The 19,124-nt window shown below is 47.4% G+C and carries 13 protein-coding genes and 1 pseudogene; 3 read left to right on the forward strand and 11 right to left on the reverse strand.

The genetic code is table 11. The annotated features are described in order from the left end of the window. The first annotated feature begins 42 nt into the window (after positions 1-42). Positions 43-1,731, forward strand: coding sequence for a PucR family transcriptional regulator (locus NYE25_RS19575; RefSeq protein ID WP_341146637.1), 1,689 nt, complete (start codon positions 43-45; stop codon positions 1,729-1,731). Here the strand turns inward: NYE25_RS19575 and NYE25_RS19580 are convergent. The 6 genes from NYE25_RS19580 to NYE25_RS19605 form a co-directional block, all read right to left on the reverse strand. Beyond that, complete coding sequence (locus NYE25_RS19580; RefSeq protein ID WP_341146638.1) at positions 1,697-3,064, reverse strand: aspartate aminotransferase family protein; 1,368 nt, start codon at positions 3,062-3,064, stop codon at positions 1,697-1,699. The two genes, NYE25_RS19575 and NYE25_RS19580, sit on opposite strands and share 35 nt — an antisense overlap. Before the next feature lie 31 nt (positions 3,065-3,095). Further along, positions 3,096-4,559: a CoA-acylating methylmalonate-semialdehyde dehydrogenase gene (locus NYE25_RS19585; protein ID WP_341146639.1), complete on the reverse strand. Its 1,464-nt coding sequence runs from the start codon at positions 4,557-4,559 to the stop codon at positions 3,096-3,098. 104 nt (positions 4,560-4,663) lie between these two features. Continuing rightward, positions 4,664-5,764 carry an ABC transporter substrate-binding protein gene (locus tag NYE25_RS19590; protein WP_341126614.1) on the reverse strand — a complete coding sequence of 367 codons (1,101 nt, stop codon included), beginning with the start codon at positions 5,762-5,764 and terminating at the stop codon, positions 4,664-4,666. A gap of 132 nt (positions 5,765-5,896) precedes the next feature. Continuing rightward, positions 5,897-6,811: an ABC transporter permease gene (locus NYE25_RS19595; RefSeq protein WP_149645405.1), complete on the reverse strand. Its 915-nt coding sequence runs from the start codon at positions 6,809-6,811 to the stop codon at positions 5,897-5,899. Beyond that, complete coding sequence (locus tag NYE25_RS19600; protein ID WP_042192667.1) at positions 6,811-7,623, reverse strand: ABC transporter permease; 813 nt, start codon at positions 7,621-7,623, stop codon at positions 6,811-6,813. The genes NYE25_RS19595 and NYE25_RS19600 overlap by 1 nt, the downstream gene beginning before the upstream one ends. Before the next feature lie 2 nt (positions 7,624-7,625). After that, positions 7,626-8,408, reverse strand: coding sequence for an ABC transporter ATP-binding protein (locus tag NYE25_RS19605; protein WP_076284892.1), 783 nt, complete (start codon positions 8,406-8,408; stop codon positions 7,626-7,628). 283 nt (positions 8,409-8,691) lie between these two features. Here NYE25_RS19605 and NYE25_RS19610 point away from each other — a divergent pair, with 283 nt between their 5' ends. Further along, the gene (locus NYE25_RS19610; RefSeq protein WP_341146640.1) at positions 8,692-10,284 is read left to right on the forward strand and encodes a histidine kinase N-terminal 7TM domain-containing diguanylate cyclase; all 1,593 of its coding nucleotides are present in this window, start codon (positions 8,692-8,694) and stop codon (positions 10,282-10,284) included. A 138-nt stretch (positions 10,285-10,422) separates the two neighbouring features. Further along, positions 10,423-11,895 carry an alpha-amylase gene (locus NYE25_RS19615; RefSeq protein ID WP_042194667.1) on the forward strand — a complete coding sequence of 491 codons (1,473 nt, stop codon included), beginning with the start codon at positions 10,423-10,425 and terminating at the stop codon, positions 11,893-11,895. Between the two features lie 554 nt (positions 11,896-12,449). Here the strand turns inward: NYE25_RS19615 and mprF are convergent. The 5 genes and pseudogenes from mprF to NYE25_RS19640 form a co-directional block, all read right to left on the reverse strand. Then, positions 12,450-15,101: a bifunctional lysylphosphatidylglycerol flippase/synthetase MprF gene (gene mprF, locus NYE25_RS19620; protein WP_341146641.1), complete on the reverse strand. Its 2,652-nt coding sequence runs from the start codon at positions 15,099-15,101 to the stop codon at positions 12,450-12,452. 282 nt (positions 15,102-15,383) lie between these two features. Next, positions 15,384-15,734 carry a FlxA-like family protein gene (locus tag NYE25_RS19625; RefSeq protein ID WP_076297964.1) on the reverse strand — a complete coding sequence of 117 codons (351 nt, stop codon included), beginning with the start codon at positions 15,732-15,734 and terminating at the stop codon, positions 15,384-15,386. 111 nt (positions 15,735-15,845) lie between these two features. Further along, positions 15,846-17,078, reverse strand: coding sequence for a multidrug effflux MFS transporter (locus NYE25_RS19630; protein ID WP_341146642.1), 1,233 nt, complete (start codon positions 17,076-17,078; stop codon positions 15,846-15,848). 184 nt (positions 17,079-17,262) lie between these two features. After that, positions 17,263-18,524: pseudogene (gene ltrA, locus NYE25_RS19635) on the reverse strand (group II intron reverse transcriptase/maturase). Positions 18,525-18,705: 181 nt separating this feature from the next. Then, positions 18,706-18,867, reverse strand: a complete 162-nt coding sequence (locus NYE25_RS19640) for a hypothetical protein (RefSeq protein WP_179085742.1) — start codon at positions 18,865-18,867, stop codon at positions 18,706-18,708. Positions 18,868-19,124: the final 257 nt, after the last annotated feature.

Genomic DNA, 19,124 nt, shown 5'->3' on the forward strand with positions numbered 1-19,124 from the left:
TTAGCCGAAGGCCAGAGCGCAGAAGATCGAGGGGGAGTAACTATGGACTGGGAGCTTGTATTAACCATTCGTGACGCTTTAAAAAGACCACTATTCGCAGAAGCCGAGGTGATCGGCGGGAAAAGCGGCCTAAGCCGTGCCATTCGCTGGGTGCATGTGCTGGAAAGTGCCAACTTCGAGACTCTGATTCATGGCGAAGAAATGATTTTGACTACGGGGATTGGTGCAAGTGTCGATCTCCCTTCCTCCTTGGAGTTTATGCAGAACCTGATCGACAAAAATGCAGCTTGCCTATGTATTGAGTTAGGTACGTATTTCAGCACCATCCCGCAAGAGATGATCGGATTAGCCGATAGGCATGACTTTCCGCTAATCATCTTCACCCGCACGGTTCGCTTCGTCGATATCACCCTAGACCTCCATTCCATCATCATCAATCGGCATCACCGGATGCTGCAAGAACTCGAAAGCATCTCTCGTGAATTCCACCGTCTGACCTTAACCTCACAAGGAACAGTGAAGGTGCTGCAATTATTATGTAAAAGCACCCGCACACAAATCGTCTATATGCAACTGCAAGGCAAACCCTTATTCTTCCCGGCACTTCCGCCCGAAGAGCAAACTCCCCTGCTGAATTTCTTCACCACCTTCGGTGACGAGATGGAAGGCATTCAACCAGACATCGCTCCTTACACCCGAGAATATGGACAAAAGACGATTGCAATCAAGCCTGTAGGTGCGCTGGATCAGACCTGGGCTTACATTTTGATGGTATGCAATCACAAACCACAGGAATTCGACTGTCTGCTGCTGGATTCCGCCTCTTTGTCCATTGCTCAGGAGCTACTGCGTACCCGGTATATGGAGGAGCGTAAGCTTTTTTCAGAAAATCTATGGGTCGACGAGCTGATCAATGGTCGTATAGAGGATGACAATCGCTTAAAAGGCTTGATCGGTTCCAATTTCAACATGGTCAACGAACTCCCTTACCGTGTATGCCTTATCGAAATCAAGAACCCTAGAGACGTAAAATGGAACAGCTCAGAGAACGAATGGGAATCAATTACCTTCCACCTTTCGCTCATCCTGCGTTCCATTTTCGAAAAATATTCCCTACGTCCGCTGATCACACTCAAGAACAATCGCCTCACCGTCATCGCACTCGACATTCAATCGAAAATGCCTGGAAAAATGCGGCTTCAGCAAGCACTTGAGGCCCTTCAACATATCCGCTCCGACGAGAAGCTCAAAGATTTGCAGCTGGTCATCGGAGTCAGTAAATCGCATAAGCGCCTAAAACAGGCCTATTCCGGTTATCAAGAAGCCCTACAGGCATTGTCGTTATACTCCTGTTACCAGAAGTCACTACTCTTCTATGAAGAGCTGGGTGTATTCCAGTTGCTGTTGAGCTTAAATGACGGAAAAACGTTGCAGAACTTCATTCGCAGTTATCTCGGCCCGCTAATCGACCACGACCAAACCAAAGGCAGTGAGCTGCTGCTTACCCTTCGCGTTTATCTGGATCATGATGGTTCCAAACAAATTGCCGCTCGAAACTTATTCATTGTCAGACAGTCACTGTATTATCGTCTGGACAAAATAACAGAGCTGCTAGGCGAAGACTTCATGCAGCCAGAGAACCGGATCTCCATTCAGGTTGCCCTGCGCGCCTACCAATTTCTATATCCGGACAAAATTACTTTACCCAGCCCCCGCTCAGTACAGATTTAAACGTATCGATAATAAACTCTACATCTTCATCCGTGGAAGATAACGGCGGGGCGAAGGTAAGCACATTGTTGAACCCAGCTACCGTATCGCCATTCTTGCCGATAATAAGTCCTTTGGATTTGCATTCAGCAATAATGCCTTTCACAATACTCAGATCAACTGGCTTTTTGCTAACCTTATCTTCAACCAGCTCGATGCCTGTCACTAAACCAAAGCTGCGAACATCACCCACAAGCTTGTGATCCAGTAACTCGGCGAATGCAGTGTTCAGTCTTTTGCCCAAAAGCTCTGCACGCTCCACCAGCTTCTCCTGCTCGATAATTTCCAGATTGCGTAACGCTAGTGCACACGAAGCCGGATTGCCACCAAAAGTATTCACATGGCGAAAATGACCATAATCATCACTATTATCCTTGAACGCCTCATAGATTTCCTTACGAACAGCAGTGGCAGATAAGGGAAGATAAGCACTGGTCAGTCCCTTAGCCATCGTTACGATGTCAGGCTTCACATTAAAGTTGTGATGGCCAAACTTACGTCCAGAACGTCCGAATCCACAAATCACCTCATCCATAATGAGCAACACACCGTGCTTACGGCAGATTTCCTGCACCCTATCCAAATAAACCTGATGGGGTACAATGACGCCACCACCCGTAATTACAGGCTCCATAATCACCGCAGCTACCGTCTCCACGCCTTCCCAGATGATCATATCCTCTATGGACTGTGCACACTGGAGGTTGAATTCTTCCACAGTCATCCCGGCCGGGCGGCGATAGCTGTCCGGGGGAGCTACATGCAGAAACCCGCCTGTCAGCGGTTCATATTTATATTTGCGTTGGGCCTGGCCCGTTGCAGATAATGCCCCAAGCGAACTACCGTGGTACCCACGATAACGGGCAATGAATTTATGGCGATAATGCTGGCCGATTTGCTGCTGGTACTGGCGGGCCATTTTGAAAGCAGCCTCGTTAGCCTCTGACCCACTATTGGAAAAAAAGATCACGTACTCGTCTCCAAGCCACTCATTCAACTTCTCTGCCAGCGCAATCGCCGAGAGATGACTCTGAGTCAGCGGAAAATAAGGCAGCGTTAGCAATTGATTGTAAGCAGCTTCCGCCAGCTCCTTGCGCCCGTATCCCACATTTACACACCACAGGCCAGACATCCCATCCAAAAATCGATTGCCTTGTATATCCGTGATCCACGACCCACTTGCCGAGGCGGCAATCATAGGCGGATTTTTTTCACTATAAGGTGTAATGTTGTGCCATAAATATTTCCGATCCTTGCTCACCGCAAGCTCACTATCATTCCCCAGACTCTGCATAACATCTTCTCCTCTCAGCAGCTCATTTTCTCTAATAACGGGCAGTGATCATCTTTTTACGCGTATAGAATTCCACCCCATCACGGCCATTGGCATGCAGGTCTCCATAGAATGATTTCTTATAACCCGAGAAGGGGAAAAAGGCCATGGGCGCAGGCACACCCAGATTGACACCCAGCATTCCTGCATCAATTTCTTCCCGGAACTCGCGGATCGCTTTAGCGCTATCTGTGTAAATGCACGCCCCATTCGCGAATGGAGACTGATTCGTCACCGCAATAGCTTCACTTAAACTCTTCACACGAATCACAGACAACACCGGTGCAAAAATCTCATCCTTCCAGAGGGTCATTCCCGGCTGTACATGATCAAATATCGTTGGTCCGATAAAATAACCCACACCGCCCACAGCAGCATCTTTCCGCCCATCTCTCACTAACTCGGCTTGTTCAGCTTCACCAGTCTCAATGTAATAAAGAGTCCGATCCTTATTCGACTGGCGAATTACTGGACCCAAAAACACCCCGTCATCGGCACCATTACCAATCTTAAGCTCATCTGCAGCCGCAGCCAGACGACTCACTAGCTCGTCAGCAATATCCTCATGAACCACTACAACCGAGCAAGCCATACACCGCTCACCCGCAGAGCCAAACGCAGCGGCAATTATATTCTTCACCGCATTATCCAGCTCCGCATCAGGTAACACAATCGAATGATTCTTAGCGCCTGCCAATGCTTGAACCCGCTTCCCCTGCGCCGTTCCTGTCTTATATACATATTCCGCAACCGGCTGCGAACCGACGAACGAAATCGCCTTCACTTCATCATGCTCCAGCAGCCCGTTCACCACCTCATGCGCTCCATGAACCACATTCAGCACACCTGGTGGAAAGCCCGCTTCAGCAAATAATTGAGCTAACCGATTGACCAGCAGAGGCGTACGCTCAGAAGGCTTCAGCACAAAGGTATTCCCGCAAGCAATGGCGAGCGGAAACATCCAGCAAGGAACCATCATCGGAAAATTAAACGGGGCAATCCCCCCGATAACCCCCAATGGATAGCGGTACATCCCGGATTCAATTCCGGTAGCAATATCCGGAAGCTGGCTGCCCATCATCAACGTGGGGATGCCTGCGGCAAATTCCACACACTCAATTCCACGCTGCACCTCACCTTGCGCCTCTTCCAGACTTTTGCCATTCTCCAGCGTAATCAGCTCGGCCAGCTCATGCCAATGCTTTACCAGCAGCTGTTGATATTGAAAAAAGTAGCGGGCGCGACGCGGCACAGCGACCCTTTTCCACGCTTGAAATGCCACAGCAGCCGCTTCTACCGCCGCACTCAGCTCTTCCTTACTGGAAATGGGCACATAAGCAATCACTTCACCCGTCGCCGGATTATATACCTCTTCATCTCGCCCGGACGACGATTCTACCCAAGCTCCATTCACATAATTCTTAACTCTTTCAGCCTGCGTTACTAGGAGAGACATAGCTCGCACCTCTTTCTCTATTTCAGATGCACTGATGGACTGCTGATTATAATAGATGACCGCCAGATCAGGCGGCCATCCACAATAACATTAAGCTCAGTTGGTTATTTTGCCGCCATTTCTACGATTTCGTTCGTATAAGCCTCATCTACCTTAGCAGGCTCTTTAATAACACCGAACTTTTGCGAAATATCAGCCGTTTGCTGGAACGCCGCTGCATCGGTATATCCCATCTTCGCACTGTCAAAGCCCTCAGGCAGAATCAGCTTGGCAACCTCGGTCATCATCGTCAATTGATGCTCCTTAGTAGTACTGCCGTCTTCTGCTTGCTTCATTACACTATCCACCGCAGCCGCAGGATCAGCAATTGCATCCTTCCAGCCTTTCAATGAGGCACGAACAAACTTTGCCGCAGTCTCCTTGTTCTCCGCAAGCCATTCCTTATTAGCGAACAGATTATCCTCTAGCATCGCTACGCCTTCTGTATTCATATCGATGACATTTAGATCCTCAGCCTTAACACCTGACTCCAACACTACTTGGTACTCGTTATAGGTCATCGCTGAGGCCGCATCGATCTGATCGCCCAAGAACTGATCCATCGTGAACCCTTGCTTCGTAAAGCTTAGATCCTTATTCGGATCGAACTTATATTTATCGAATAACGCTAATAGTTCAAATTCGTTGCCGCCCATCCAATTGCCGACTTTTTTACCCTTAAGATCAGCGGCTGAGTTGATGCCCGCCGATTTTTTGGAGACCAGGACCAATCCGCTCTTTTGATAGATTTGCGCGATCTGCACCAGCGGCATTCCCTCTTCAAGACTCGGCAGCAAGCTGGCTACCCAACCCACACCGATATCTGCGGAGCCGCCTGCCACTTGCTGCTCTGGAACAATATCCGGACCTCCCGGCAGAATCTCTACATTTAGTCCTTCTTCCTTGTAATATCCTTTATCCTGCGCCACAAAATACCCAGCGAATTGTGCCTGCGGCACCCATTTCAACTGCAGCTTCACTGTAACTGGATCAGCCGCTGGTTCAGCCGTAGCACTTGCCTCAGGAGCTGTAGAAGCTTCAGGGGCAGTCGTAGCTTCGGCTGCCGAGTTATTATTGTTGCCACCGCAACCCGCCATTAAAGAAACACTCAACATCATCACGATTGCCAACAAACCACCACGAAATTTGCGTTTTTTCCCGTTCATCAATCGAACTCCCCCTATCGTAATTTAAGTTTGTAACAAGCACAGTATGGACAATCATCGTGGTGCGTTGTATGCATACAGCCGTGGGCGGTTTCTCTTTCTCCATTAGGACTGGATGTACTGATGGTAAGGTTATCTTTGCGAAGGATGCCACTTAATGAATACTTTCTCCAGCCGCTCAACTACTAAGTAGAAGAGCACTCCGGCAATTGCGGCCAGAACGATACATGACCAGCCCAGCGGCATTTTGGCAACTTTAATGGAATTGGAGAGCAGATACCCAAGCCCTTTTGAGGAGAAAAAGAATTCCCCAACAATGGCGCCAATCATACTCGCCGTCGCGTTGATCTTCAGTGCTGTAAATACATAGGGCAGGCTATTGCGAATCCGCAGATAACGAAACACTGCCGGCTTACCTGCCGCGTAGGAATGCATCAGATCCAGCGCCAATGGATCAATCGCCGCCATGCCTTTATAGGCGTTGATCGCCATCGCTGCCATTGTAGTTGCTGTTACTATGGCAATTCGTGAGCCTATCCCATCTCCAAACCACAGATTCATAATGGGCGCGAGGGCGACGATGGGCACAGCATTTAGAGCAGCAACCAAAGTTAAACTTCCACTTCCCCAACGCGGCCACGCCGTAGCAGCTAAAGCGATCAGAAATCCGATAGCAGAACCAACCAACATTCCCAGCACAGCCTCAGTAAGGGTGTATCCGGTATAGGATAGCAACATGCTGAAATTATCCCTCATGGTCGTGGCAATTGCTGTGGGCAACGGCAGCTGATATTTCTTCAGATCAAAGATCTTATGAAAGAATTCGAACTCCCATAGCCCAAGAAACAACACCCCCGCCAATACAGGCAGCAGCACCCCTGCGCTAAATATCCTCTTCAGCATTCGTGAGCCGCCTCGACTCGCGGTAGCTTCCGCAGGTTTCGGAACGGCTACAGCATTCTTTTGTGTAGCCGTTAGCGCCGGCTGAGCCATTTCTTTACCACTAGAGCCTATAAATGAAGCCTCCCGAACGGAGTTGGTTTCCATTAGCGGCTACCTCCTTTCGGTCGAAATTCAGGCTGCCACGGCGCCACCAAACGTTCTATCAGACTGATCAACCAGTAACTTACAATCCCCAACAAAGCGCCGACAATCACCGTAGACCAGAACATGTAGGTATGAGAGCTGCCGTAGTAGAGATTACGCAGCATGATTACGCCAATCCCGTGCTGCGCACCCATGAGCTCTACCAGGATAGCACCAGTCACTGCGAGCGGAGCAGCAATCTTAAGCCCTCCGAACAAACCCGGCAGGGCCGCTGGAAATCTGAGTTTCCAATAGACTGCCCACGGCTTCGCTGCGTAAGAATGCATTAATTCCAGCGCGGAAGGATCCACACTTCGCAAGCCACGCAGCATATTGAGAGCCACTGGGAAGAATGTAATATAACCCGAAATAATAATCCGTGAAGTCTGCTCATCTCTCACAATCCCATAAATGATCGGCGCCAGCCCCAGGATCGGAATCATCTGCGAGGCGATAGCGTAAGGAAAAGTTAACCGTTCTATCGTCTTCGACAAGCTCATTAGCACCGCCAGCGAAGCACCAGCCACCGCACCAATCAGGAAGCCAACACCAGCATTGCCAAAGGTGGCAGCCCCCTCTTTCAGAAGCGTGCCACTATACTTCCACAGCGTGGATAGCACCTCATGAACGTAGGGCAACTTGGACTGAGCTAACGGTGTCTCCACTACATGGAGCAGCATCCAGGAGGTTCCTTCCCAAACTAGCAGCAAACCAAATATCCAGACAAACAACGGCAGCAGGCGACCCCGTACAAAGATACTGCCCCCTTTCATCCCTACACCCCTTCAAAGCTGTCGCGAATACTTGCGATCAGTTCGAAAAACTCTGGGCTGTTTCTCATTTCCGCCGTTCGCGGACGTGGCAGAGGAATTTCAACCACAGCGGATAAGCGACCTGGATGCGGGGAAAGAACAAACACCCGGTCAGAGAGGAATATCGACTCAGGAATACTATGTGTTACGAAGACAATCGTGTTCTGCACCTTGCTCCAGACAGATAACAGTTCTTCGTTCAGACGCTCACGTGTAAACTCATCCAGTGCAGAGAACGGTTCATCCATCAGTAGAATTTCCGGCTCCATCGATAGCGCTCTGGCAATCGCTACTCTTTGCTGCATCCCCCCACTAAGTTGCCAAGGGTATTTATCCGCGAAGCTCTGCAAGCCCACTAGATCAAGAAGCTCCAGCGCCCTCTCTTCACGGATCGACTTTTTAACTCCCATCAGTTCCAGCGGCAATGTGATGTTATGCTTCACCTTCCGCCAGTCATACAGCACAGGACTTTGAAAAACAATGCCATATTTCTGCGCCAGCCTTGCCTCTTTAGCACTTTTTCCAGCGACTACAATGTTCCCGCCCGTTGGCGCGATGAGATCGGCCATCAGTCTCAAAAGCGTTGTTTTGCCACATCCTGAAGGTCCGAGCAGTGAGACGAACTCCCCCTTTGCAATATCAAGACTCACCTGATGCAGTGCAAGCACTTCCGCAGCTTCTGCCCTATAGCGCATTTCAACATTTTCCAGCTGAATTTCAGGAATATTTGTCGCGAGTAATGACATACTCAGCCCCCCCCTTATCAAAATAAGCTATGCAATTAATGTTAATTAATCTGACTCACTAGAGAGTGTGTCGAGTTAAAATCTTCTGTTGTGTAGTATTAACTAACATGTTACACGCTGCTCACTGGACTCTCATTAGACAATTAGTAAAATAGCTCCCGCTAAATCACGTCATTTTGTCTAGGGGACATTTATTCGAGTTTCAAATGAAGTGATTTTTAAATATTTGTAGATTTGTGGTAATATTTATCCATATCTTTCCTCAGTAGGAGACAATAGACCCATGGGATCTGTAATTTCGAATTATATTGTTATTGTGGCTATATCTGGTGTCCTGAGCGTTTTACTAGCCCTTTTCGCCTACTATAAAAAAACGGATTTCTTAGGAATTAGAGCCTTTGTTATAAGCTCCTTCACTTCCGCGATTTATACCTTCGGCTTCGCACTAGAACTGTCGGGGAAAACACTGGAGGAAATGAGTTTTTGGATTAAAGTAGAGTACCTGGGGATGCCTTTTATAGCGCCCGCCAGCCTTATTATGGTGATGCATTTCGTAGGGCTGGAGAGTCTAATTAAAAAGGGCATGCGAGCAGCGCTATATATAATACCGTTCATCACAACACTGATGGTGTGGACCAATGATTACCACCACCTCTTCTATAAATCCATTTATTTGCGAGACAATACGCCCTCCCCACTCGTTGATGTAGTGATGGGACCTTGGTATATCGTTCACGGCAGCTTTACTTTTGGTTGTCTACTGGCAGCTATCTGCCTTATGTTATGGCAGTGGAACCGGATGAAACGAGTATACCGGAGACAAATCGTTACTATTCTAATTGGACTAAGCCTTCCAACGTTAGGCTCTTTTTTATATTTAATGGGCCTGACTCCCTACGGGATGGATCCCGTTCCCATCATTATGAGTATCACTTCCACCCTATATATCTGGGCTATCCTATCAAGAGGTATGCTAACAGCTGCGCCTATCGCCCGTGAGAATCTGTTCGAAAGCATGCGAGATGGGGTGCTTGTCACCGATCGTTCGGACATGCTCGTCGATTACAATCGCGCAGCCGCGGATATGATAGAAGGACTTAATTCCTCGGCGATTGGTAAATCGCTGGCTCAACTGTTTCTTAATGCCGGCAAAGATGCCTTGTCCTATGTTATGGATACAGAGCCACTGCTACGCGAAGAACGTGAAGTTGCTTGGATCAAAGGAGACGAGATTTGTTACTACCAAATTCGATCCTCTCCCGTACAGAAACAAGGGGGATACTTAGCAGGACAAATGATCATGCTGATTGACGTAACTGAACGAATACTGCTTCAAGATAAGCTGCGTCAATTGGCTACGATGGATAGTCTGACGGGGATTTATAACCGTACCTATTTTTTGGAGCTGAGCCGAGGGCTTCTTGTTCAGGCCGCGAGCAATCGGAGTTCACTATCGATTATTTTGCTGGATGTAGACTTCTTCAAAAGCATTAATGATCGATTCGGACATCAATATGGAGATCAAGCCCTTCAGCACATTGTCGAGGTATGCAACAGACATATCCGGGAGGGTGACATCTTCGGACGTTATGGCGGTGAGGAATTTGTGATCTGTTTGCCAGATACGTCGCTGAAGCAAGCCGCACAACTCTGCGAAACTATCCGCGCAGATATTGAACAAAGTGTCTTGTATACGCTCATCGGGTCCATTAACGTGACTGCCAGCTTCGGAGTAGTAGAAGCCCTAAGTCCTAAAGCCACTCTAGAAGAGCTACTGTCAGAGGCTGACCATGCTCTGTACAGTTCCAAACGAAACGGACGCAATGCTGTCCACCTCTCCCAGAGATCAGAAATTACACTTTTCAAGCCTATATAAATCGCATCTTTGTCCCTCCCAGCGCATTCATCAGCCTGCCTTATTTTTCATAGTCTGTTTTTACGTTTAATAAGAGTTATCTGAAAATCTAATCAGAGTGTAGAAAAAATTCGCTTTATGGATATGGAGGCGCAAGAAATAATGAGGAACCATACAATGATGCAATTTTTTGAATGGCATGTCGCTGCGGATGGGAAACACTGGGATCGCCTGAAAGAAACAGCTTCCGCACTAAAAGCCGTAGGCATTGATTCTGTTTGGGTACCTCCTGTGACAAAGGCTGTCTCCGCCGACGATACAGGCTATGGCGTGTATGATCTATACGATCTGGGCGAATATGACCAAAAAGGTACGGTACGCACCAAATATGGCACCAAACAAGCACTAATTGAAGCCATTTCGGAATGTCAAAAAAACGGCATTGCCGTATACGTTGATTTGGTCATGAATCACAAGGCAGGAGCGGATGAAAAGGAAGTCTTCCAGGTGATCGAGGTCGACCCTAATGACCGGATGAAAGAAATCTCCAAGCCTTTCGAGATTGAGGGCTGGACTAAATTCACCTTCCCCGGCCGCGGTGATGAACACTCTTCCTTTAAATGGAATCACAATCATTTTAACGGCACTGACTTCGACGCCAAGTCGGGGCGAACAGGTGTATTCCGTATCGCAGGCGAGAATAAAACATGGAACCAGAATGTTGATGACGAGTTCGGCAACTACGATTATCTAATGTTCGCAAATATTGATTACAGTCATCCAGAAGTCAAAAAAGAAATGATCCAATGGGGAAAATGGCTGGTGGACACGCTCCACTGCAGCGGCTTTCGCTTAGATGCCATCAAGCATATCAACCATGAGTTTGTGAAACAATTCGCGGTAGAAATGTTTAATAAATGTGAGAAGGATTTCTATATCGTGGGCGAGTTCTGGAATTCGGATTTAGAATCCTGCCGACAATTTCTAAATACCGTCGATTATAAGATCGACCTCTTCGATGTTTCCCTTCACTACAAGCTGCATTCAGCTTCCTTGGGGGGTAGAAACTTTGATTTAACCAAAATCCTCGACGACACACTGGTGCAGACCCATCCTACCAATGCTGTAACGTTCGTTGACAATCATGATTCTCAACCCCATGAAGCTCTGGAATCTTGGGTAGATGATTGGTTTAAGCAAAGTGCTTATGCACTTATCCTACTGCGACGCGACGGATATCCTGTGGTCTTTTATGGAGATTATTATGGGATCGAGGGACCTACACCTGTCGCAGGCAAAAAAGAGGCGATTGACCCGCTGCTATATACCCGCTATCACAAAGCCTATGGTGAGCAGAAGGATTATTTCGATCATCCCAACACGATTGGCTGGACACGACTCGGCGTGAAAGACATCGAACGCTCCGGCTGTGCGGTTGTGATTAGTAACGGAGAGAACGGTCAGAAAAGAATGTTCGTAGGGGAACAACGCGCGGGTGAAGCATGGGTAGATTTCACTCATAATCACAAGGCGACTATAACGATTGAAAAAGATGGCTGGGCGACCTTCCCGGTCAACGGTGGCAGCGTATCTGTCTGGGCTCTGCCTGATGAAAAAGCCGACGAAAAATAAAGGTTATGTTACTCAAAATAGATGAGGCTGCTCTCGAAAGTAGTGAATGCTGCTTACGGGGCAGCTTCATCTATTTTATGGAATAGTCCAAGTAAAGATCTCACTTAACCATTAAACCTTTTCAGATTGGGTAATGATGGCAGACGATGATGAGGATATGCAGCGGGGATGTGCGGTGGGCGTTTTTGCGGTGGGCGGAGTGGGTTTAACACTAATTAGGGAAAAGCTCCCTAAAAATATTCGATATTCGCTTATAATCAACGAAATTAGGGAATTCCTCCCTAAAAATTAGGGTAATGCCTTGATTTCCCACCAAATCAGATGAATTTTAGGGATATTTTCCCTAATTATAAATCTAATGACCAGTAATCTTAGAATTTCAGGGGGAAATTCCCTAATTGTTATGTTGATGTTTCACTCAAACCATCATTTGAAACTTCAATTAACCTTCAACGCAAAAAAAGGGTCGTACCCAAGTAGCTAAAACTACTTTGAGACGGCACCCTCTTCTTTAGTTAGGCCAATGTACATAGAGACTTCACGCACGTCTCACTCTACTCCTCCGCCCTAGGATGGCGGGATACTAACCTCACCAGATCGAGTGTTAAGATCGGCAATGCTATAGAAGCCGGATAAGCCAAGTAACGCGGTTCCCACTCCGGGCTGAATTTTTCTTTATAGCGGCGAAGTCCGACAAAGCCGTACCAATGCCCCCCTCTTTTAAATACGAGATGAGCCAGCTTCTCCTCTTTCAAGGCCCCAGCATTCTCACCCACACTGGACAGCGGGGCATTACCTAGATTGAATCGATGATATCCCTTAGATTTCGCCCATTCTAGCAAACGAACAAATAAATAATCCATCGTTCCGTTCGGCACATTCTTTCGATGGCGCATCAAATCAATCGATAAGGTCATACCCTGATCATACCCGTGTGCAATCGAAGCAAATGCCAGTATCGTCCCTTGGGCATTCCTCAGGAGCACGATTGGAGCCAGCTGTAGATAGGCCTCGTTAAACCAACCCAGCGAATACCCTTTTTCGGTGCGCCCATTCAACCATTCGTTCGAAACGGATCGCAGCTCTCGTAGCAAATCTTCAGCGTGCGGTGCTTCTACAACTTCGAAGGCATAGCCTTCCCGTTCAAAACGGTTGCATACGCTTCGCAAATCACTGTTCTTTTTGCCACTGAGCGTAAAGGTATCGAGCGTTACTAATGCCTCTTCCCCCAGCTTAAAAAATCGATATCCCTGCTCATGATAGATCGATAAGAAATCAGGTGTGGCCTGATAAAAAACTACGACCAGACCGTACTTATCTGCAGCTTGTCTAAATTCACTGATTGCATCATTCATGAGACTTCTCTCTCCCAATGGATCACCAAGGACTACAAGCTTATCCCTAACCCTAGCGAAAGCGAGCAACACCTTGCCTTCTTGCGCCCAGAAGAAGCTTTTATCACCCAAAAACAACATATGAGTTAAGGCATTGCCTTGAACTTCACCTAGGAAGTTTTTCAGCCTTGCCATATCAAAATTTCCGAATAACTCCTCCGGTTTACGATGGGGTCTAAGGGTGATCAGCAAAGTAAGAATGATCCAAGAGAAAGCTAGTCCCCCTACGGCTGTAAAAGCAACATGACTATGCCGCTGTAGCCACTCTGGCTCTACACCGGGCGGGAGATGCTTTAGAAATCCACGATGGACATGGCTGCCCAATAGATAATAGCTTAGGGCAATTACTGAAGTAAGCGCAAGCCACCAAATCGTACTCTGTCTGCTTACGGGAGCACTGATCCGGTAGAACCGAGATCTGGAGATCCACAGAATGAGTGCAACTAGGAGCAGAAACAGCGCCTCTTCATAATCAAAGCCTTTAGCCACCGCAAACACAGACCCGGAAAATAATAAAATGCTGGTCCAGATGTACGCGCTACGAACCCGTAATGTAATGCCTCTCGACAACAAAATGAGCATAAAGCCAATAAGTACAGATAAATGATGTGAGAGCTGCATGATCGAGAATGACAATATTTCCTCTGTAATCTTCAGTCTGTACAACAATCCGGGCGTAGCTGTTGATAGTAAGAGAATAAGCCCGCTAGCTAGTACAAGCTTGCCTAGAGCCCACACACCAAGATCGCTCAGAAAGGTATACTGACCCGGCCAACCCCAAATCCTCTGCCAAATGTTAAGAGCGGGTTCGAACCCTGGAGCTGAACGATCTTGACCCTTTTTTCCCTGCAGACCAAATTCCAGTGCCGCCAGCACCAATCCAATCAGCCATGGAATGAGATAATAGAACAATCTAAAAATAACAAGCACTGCCATGGCCTGATCACTTTTAAATCCAAGCTGCGTAAGACCCAGCAATGCAATAAGGTCAAAAGCACCGATACCACCAGGCGCCATACTCAAGATGCCTGCGATAGCAGCAATCGTAAAGATGCCGAATATAACTGGAAAATGCACCTCGTGCAAGAGATGACTACTGATTGTCCAAAACGTTACGCCAGCAAAACTCCATTCCAGAAAGGAGGCACCTACAGAGGCAACTACTGTAAGCCAGGGTGTTCTACCTTGTCCCCGGTTAATCCACTTTGCATAAAGAGCAGAGCGCTGTACAAACACAAAAAACGGCAAATAAAGCGCCATCCCCCATACCGCAAATACTAACCAATGATGCTCTTCCAGCAACGCCGTTGCCGGGAGTAAACCAAAAATATTTGCCCAAGAAAGTAAAGATAACCCGGTAATCATGAGTGGTGATAAAAATACGATTGCCGGCGTTAGGACGGAAGTTGACACTCCGCTTTTTTTGTACATCAACGTCCTTAAACCCACTCCAGCCAGACCTGCAAAACCAATTAAATTATTAAATGTATTAGCTATCCAAGCATAACGGAAGGTGTCCCACAGCCCTACTTTTAAACGAAAATGTGCTCGTATCAAATAATCATAAGCACTCATTACAGCTACTGCGAGAAGTGCAAATCCGATCATTTGCAAAACGGCAGATGTAGGCACTCTTCTTAGCTCACGCATAATAAGTCCTAAATGAACCTGCTTCAGCTCATGTTGCCCCTCCCAATACACCAGCGCTATGATAGCTACTGGAAAGAGGGCTCTCACCGCCCGAATCCGATAGATGGTTAAGAACAGCCTTACAATTTTGAATCTTTCTAATGTTTGTTGTTTTGATTGCATTAGGCCACCTACCCTTACCGCCGACACACGTTGTGCTAGACAATTTTTACAACCATTTCATTATAACAATTATTGGAATAAAAAACCCATGATAATCAACACCTACTACATTAGACTGCCAGCACAGCCCTAATCCCTGCAATAGTTAAAAAATGTTAGTGAAATTCTATTTAGCTAAAGAACATTGAGACTGTAGTTTACACATAAAATTGCACAACAAAAAGGACATCCCTCACGGCAAAGGATGTCCTCTCTGTTATGTAGCACGGGTTTAACTAGCGTTTATACTCGAATATCAAATCTGCCTTTACTATCCGTTGTTGCGGTAGCGATCTCTTGCGGACTTGCTGCAGCAAGCGCATTGTTCGCAGGTTTGGCAGGCGCCTCTACACCACTGCCTGCGGTGGAAGCACTGCTCTGAGAATTCTGCGAGATTTGTGCCTCGATGGTCTTAATCTGTTGCTCAATTTGCTTCGTTTTCGTTTCCTTGGTCTTGTCATCGTCTGAGCTGGCATTAATCTTGTCTAGTTCAGCTTCCAGCTTCGCTTTTTGTTTCTCAAGCGTACTGGTATCTGTAGCGCTAGATGTCGAGGTAGTATACGATGTGGAACCTGAGACTGCGGATATACTCATGGTCATCCCTCCCTTCCTTACCTCCAATATAATCCTTTTGCAAGTAAGGAACGTTAAGACCCGCTGAAAGTTTGCTGAAAGTACTCCATGCTAGGTTACAACGAGAGACTGCTAGGAGCTTGCTTTTCCTCGTCTAACAAGCAGCAGATAAGATAGAATCGAGAGAATTCCTGTACATGCCATCACAATCGCCATCGGAAGTGCGGATTCAACTCCCCCAAGACCCACAAGTGGCGCTACACAGCTACCTAGCAACAGGGGTATTAATCCGATTAACGCCGAGGCACTGCCTGCAGTTTCGCCTTGATCTTGCATCGCCAGTGAGAAGCTGGTCGCTCCGACAATCCCTACACTGGAGACAACCGCAAATAGACAGATCAGAATAGGGATCAGTCCTCCTCCTACTAGAACCGTTAGCAGTAGCAAGATGCCCCCCATCGTACATAGCAATAGTCCACTGAGTAACAACTTAGTCTCACTTACCTTCCCAGCAAGTCTACCGGCTATTTGGCCAGTAATAATAATCCCGATCCCATTCACTGCAAAGATCAGACTATATACCTGCGGGGTAACCGCAAAAATATTTTGCAATACAAAAGAAGAACCTGAGATATACGCGAACATAGATGCCGTAACGAAACCTTGAGACAAGGCATAACCCATAAACTTACGGTTGCCCAGCAATACCCGGAAGGTAAGCAGTGTACCCTTCATTCCACTCTTAGAGCGTCGCTCCTTCGGCAGCGTCTCCGGCAAGCGCAATAAAATAGTTAAACAAAAAATAATTCCGGCAGCAAATAATACGAGGAATATCCCTTGCCATGTAGTCACCCTTAACAGCTGGCCCCCAATAACTGGAGCTAATATCGGTCCGAGACCATTCACAATCATCAATAGTGAGAAGAACTTCGTGAGTTCAGAGCCACTATATAAATCACGAACAGCCGCTCTAGAGACAACCACCCCCACTGAACCAGCAAGACCTTGAATAAACCGCAAAACGATCAGCAGGCCAATCGAAGGACTAAAAGCACATAGCACTGAGGAAACGGCGTAGATGAACATACCTATAAGCAGCGGACCGCGGCGGCCATATACATCACTCAGCGGTCCAGCGACCAACTGACCTGAAGCAAGTCCCAGCAAAAAGAAGGTCAGACTAAGCTGCACTAAAGCAGCGGTCGTACCGAAATCCGCGACAAGCGTAGGCAGTGCCGGCAAATACATATCAATCGACAACGGGCCGATCGTTGTAATGGAGCCGAGAATCACAGCCAACTGTAATCTCTGCTTCCGTGTTGGTCCATCTGCGGCAAGCGTATTACCATTTTGAATTCCAATCATGATCCTTACTTCAACCTTTCTAAAGCAACCCTTGGGCCTTTTTTTGTATTCTTCATACTAACGTAAAGGAAGTGAATTGATCAATCCTTTTATGGAGGGTTATAGGTGCCTGTAATCGAGTAGGAGGGGGCGGTGAGCCCCCGACCTCTCACACCACCGTACGTACCGTTCGGTATACGGCGGTTCATGAAATATTCCGTAGTAAGTTGTATCTGTCCATTAAGCTCTTAAGTCCATTGGTTTCCCAGTATCGGTTATTCAATGCTCGTGACAAAATTGGACTCCCTGCAATTCGCCAGTACCCTTTTCGGGTATTTCCCCACTCATCCGCTTTATCCTTGCGTACGCCTAAGGATATTAGTCTTTTGACTTGGTTCTTGGGTTCTTCCATTGCTTCCATAGGCACATTCTTAGCCTTCTTCGTATCCACTTATCCATGTCTCGAAAGCTACTTGGTGTATCCGCTAGCGAGAAGTATCCACACCATCCCATAAGATATTGGTTTAGTTTCTGGATTCGCTCTTCCATCTTCATCGGCTTCTTTCGAGAGGTTATCTCTCGAATTCTAACCTTCGCTTTCTGCAAGGATTGCTGTGCTATCCTCACCTTTGGTTCTTGGTCCACACTAAAACTAAAACCCAGAAACTTCCGTTTCCAGGGGCGGTCTACCGCACTCTTGCCTTGGTTTACCTTGAGTTTTAGCTTCCCCTCAATGAACCCAGTGACGGATGCTTTGACTCGTTCACCTGCTCTTGGAGTTTTCACGTAGATATTACAGTCGTCCGCATAGCGCACGAATCGGTGTCCACGTTTCTCCAGTTCCTTATCCAGTTCGTCCAGTACAATATTAGATAATAACGGACTCAAGGGCCCCCCTTGCGGCGTTCCTTCTAATGTCGGCTTTACTAATCCATTCTCCATCACGCCCGATTGAAGATATTTACGAATAAGTAAGAGGACCTTCTTGTCCTTCACTTTCTCCGCAATCTTCAACATAAGACGGTCATGGTGGACGCGGTCAAAGAATTTCTCCAAGTCTAGGTCGACTACGAATCGATATCCTTCTTTCATGAATTCTCTAGCTTTCCTCACCGCATCATGTCCCCGCCTTTTGGGACGAAATCCATAACTGTGCTCGGAAAACTGTGGATCGAACAATGGGGTTACCACCTGCGAAATGGCTTGCTGAAGCATTCGGTCTGTCACGGTAGGTATCCCTAACATCCGGACACCTCCGCCGTTCGGTTTCGGGATTTCGACCCGTCGTACGGGGCTCGGTTCATAGGTTCCTTCTTCTATCGCATGCCGTAGGGTTTGCCAGTTTTGTACGATGTGTTTTCGTAAGGATTTTACGGACATGCCATCTACGCCATGGCTTCCTTTATTGGCTTCAACACGCTTTAAGGCTTGCAGAAGATTTTCCCGTGACAGCAACTGCTCCAACATTTTTTTTTTACCTCTCTTTACGTGATTTGCATCTTCCTCTTGTGCCAAAGATGAATTCAGCCCTGCTGAAGTCCCCCACGGGATTCACCGCTTCCTTCTTCAGTTAGGTCCTTACGGATTTTTTTTTTCTGCTTTCATCACTCATCTCGAACGCCTGGATATACAAATACCTATTTCATGTTCAGCCCTTCCGCCCGTGTTGCACCACGGGGCGTACTATGGCATCTGCTGACTTCTGTACGTTCAGCTTACCTTCACAGGTAAGGTTACGGAAGTTGTTCCGCGTTCCGTACAGATCTCCCCAGGTAAGAACGCTATCTTCCTCTCCATCTATCTGCTTCATTTACTCTCGCACGCCTTTGGCAGTAAGGGTTTTAGTTTGTTTAGCAACCTCACCCAACGTACGCTAGCCTTATATGAAGTTCGTGTTCCTCAGACCGGAGATTTGCCGCCGGCTTCCTTCAGATTCCACCTCACGGTGGACACCCTTGCCTTAGACTAATGGCTACTACTGCCTTCGCCATTCGGGACTTCAACCCTATAGATAGCGCCCATGCTGGGCGCACTAACAAGAATAACCGCCATTCGGCGGTTATTCTG

Source organism: Paenibacillus sp. FSL E2-8871, assembly GCF_038000345.1.
Taxonomy (GTDB): Bacteria; Bacillota; Bacilli; order Paenibacillales; family Paenibacillaceae; genus Paenibacillus_AQ.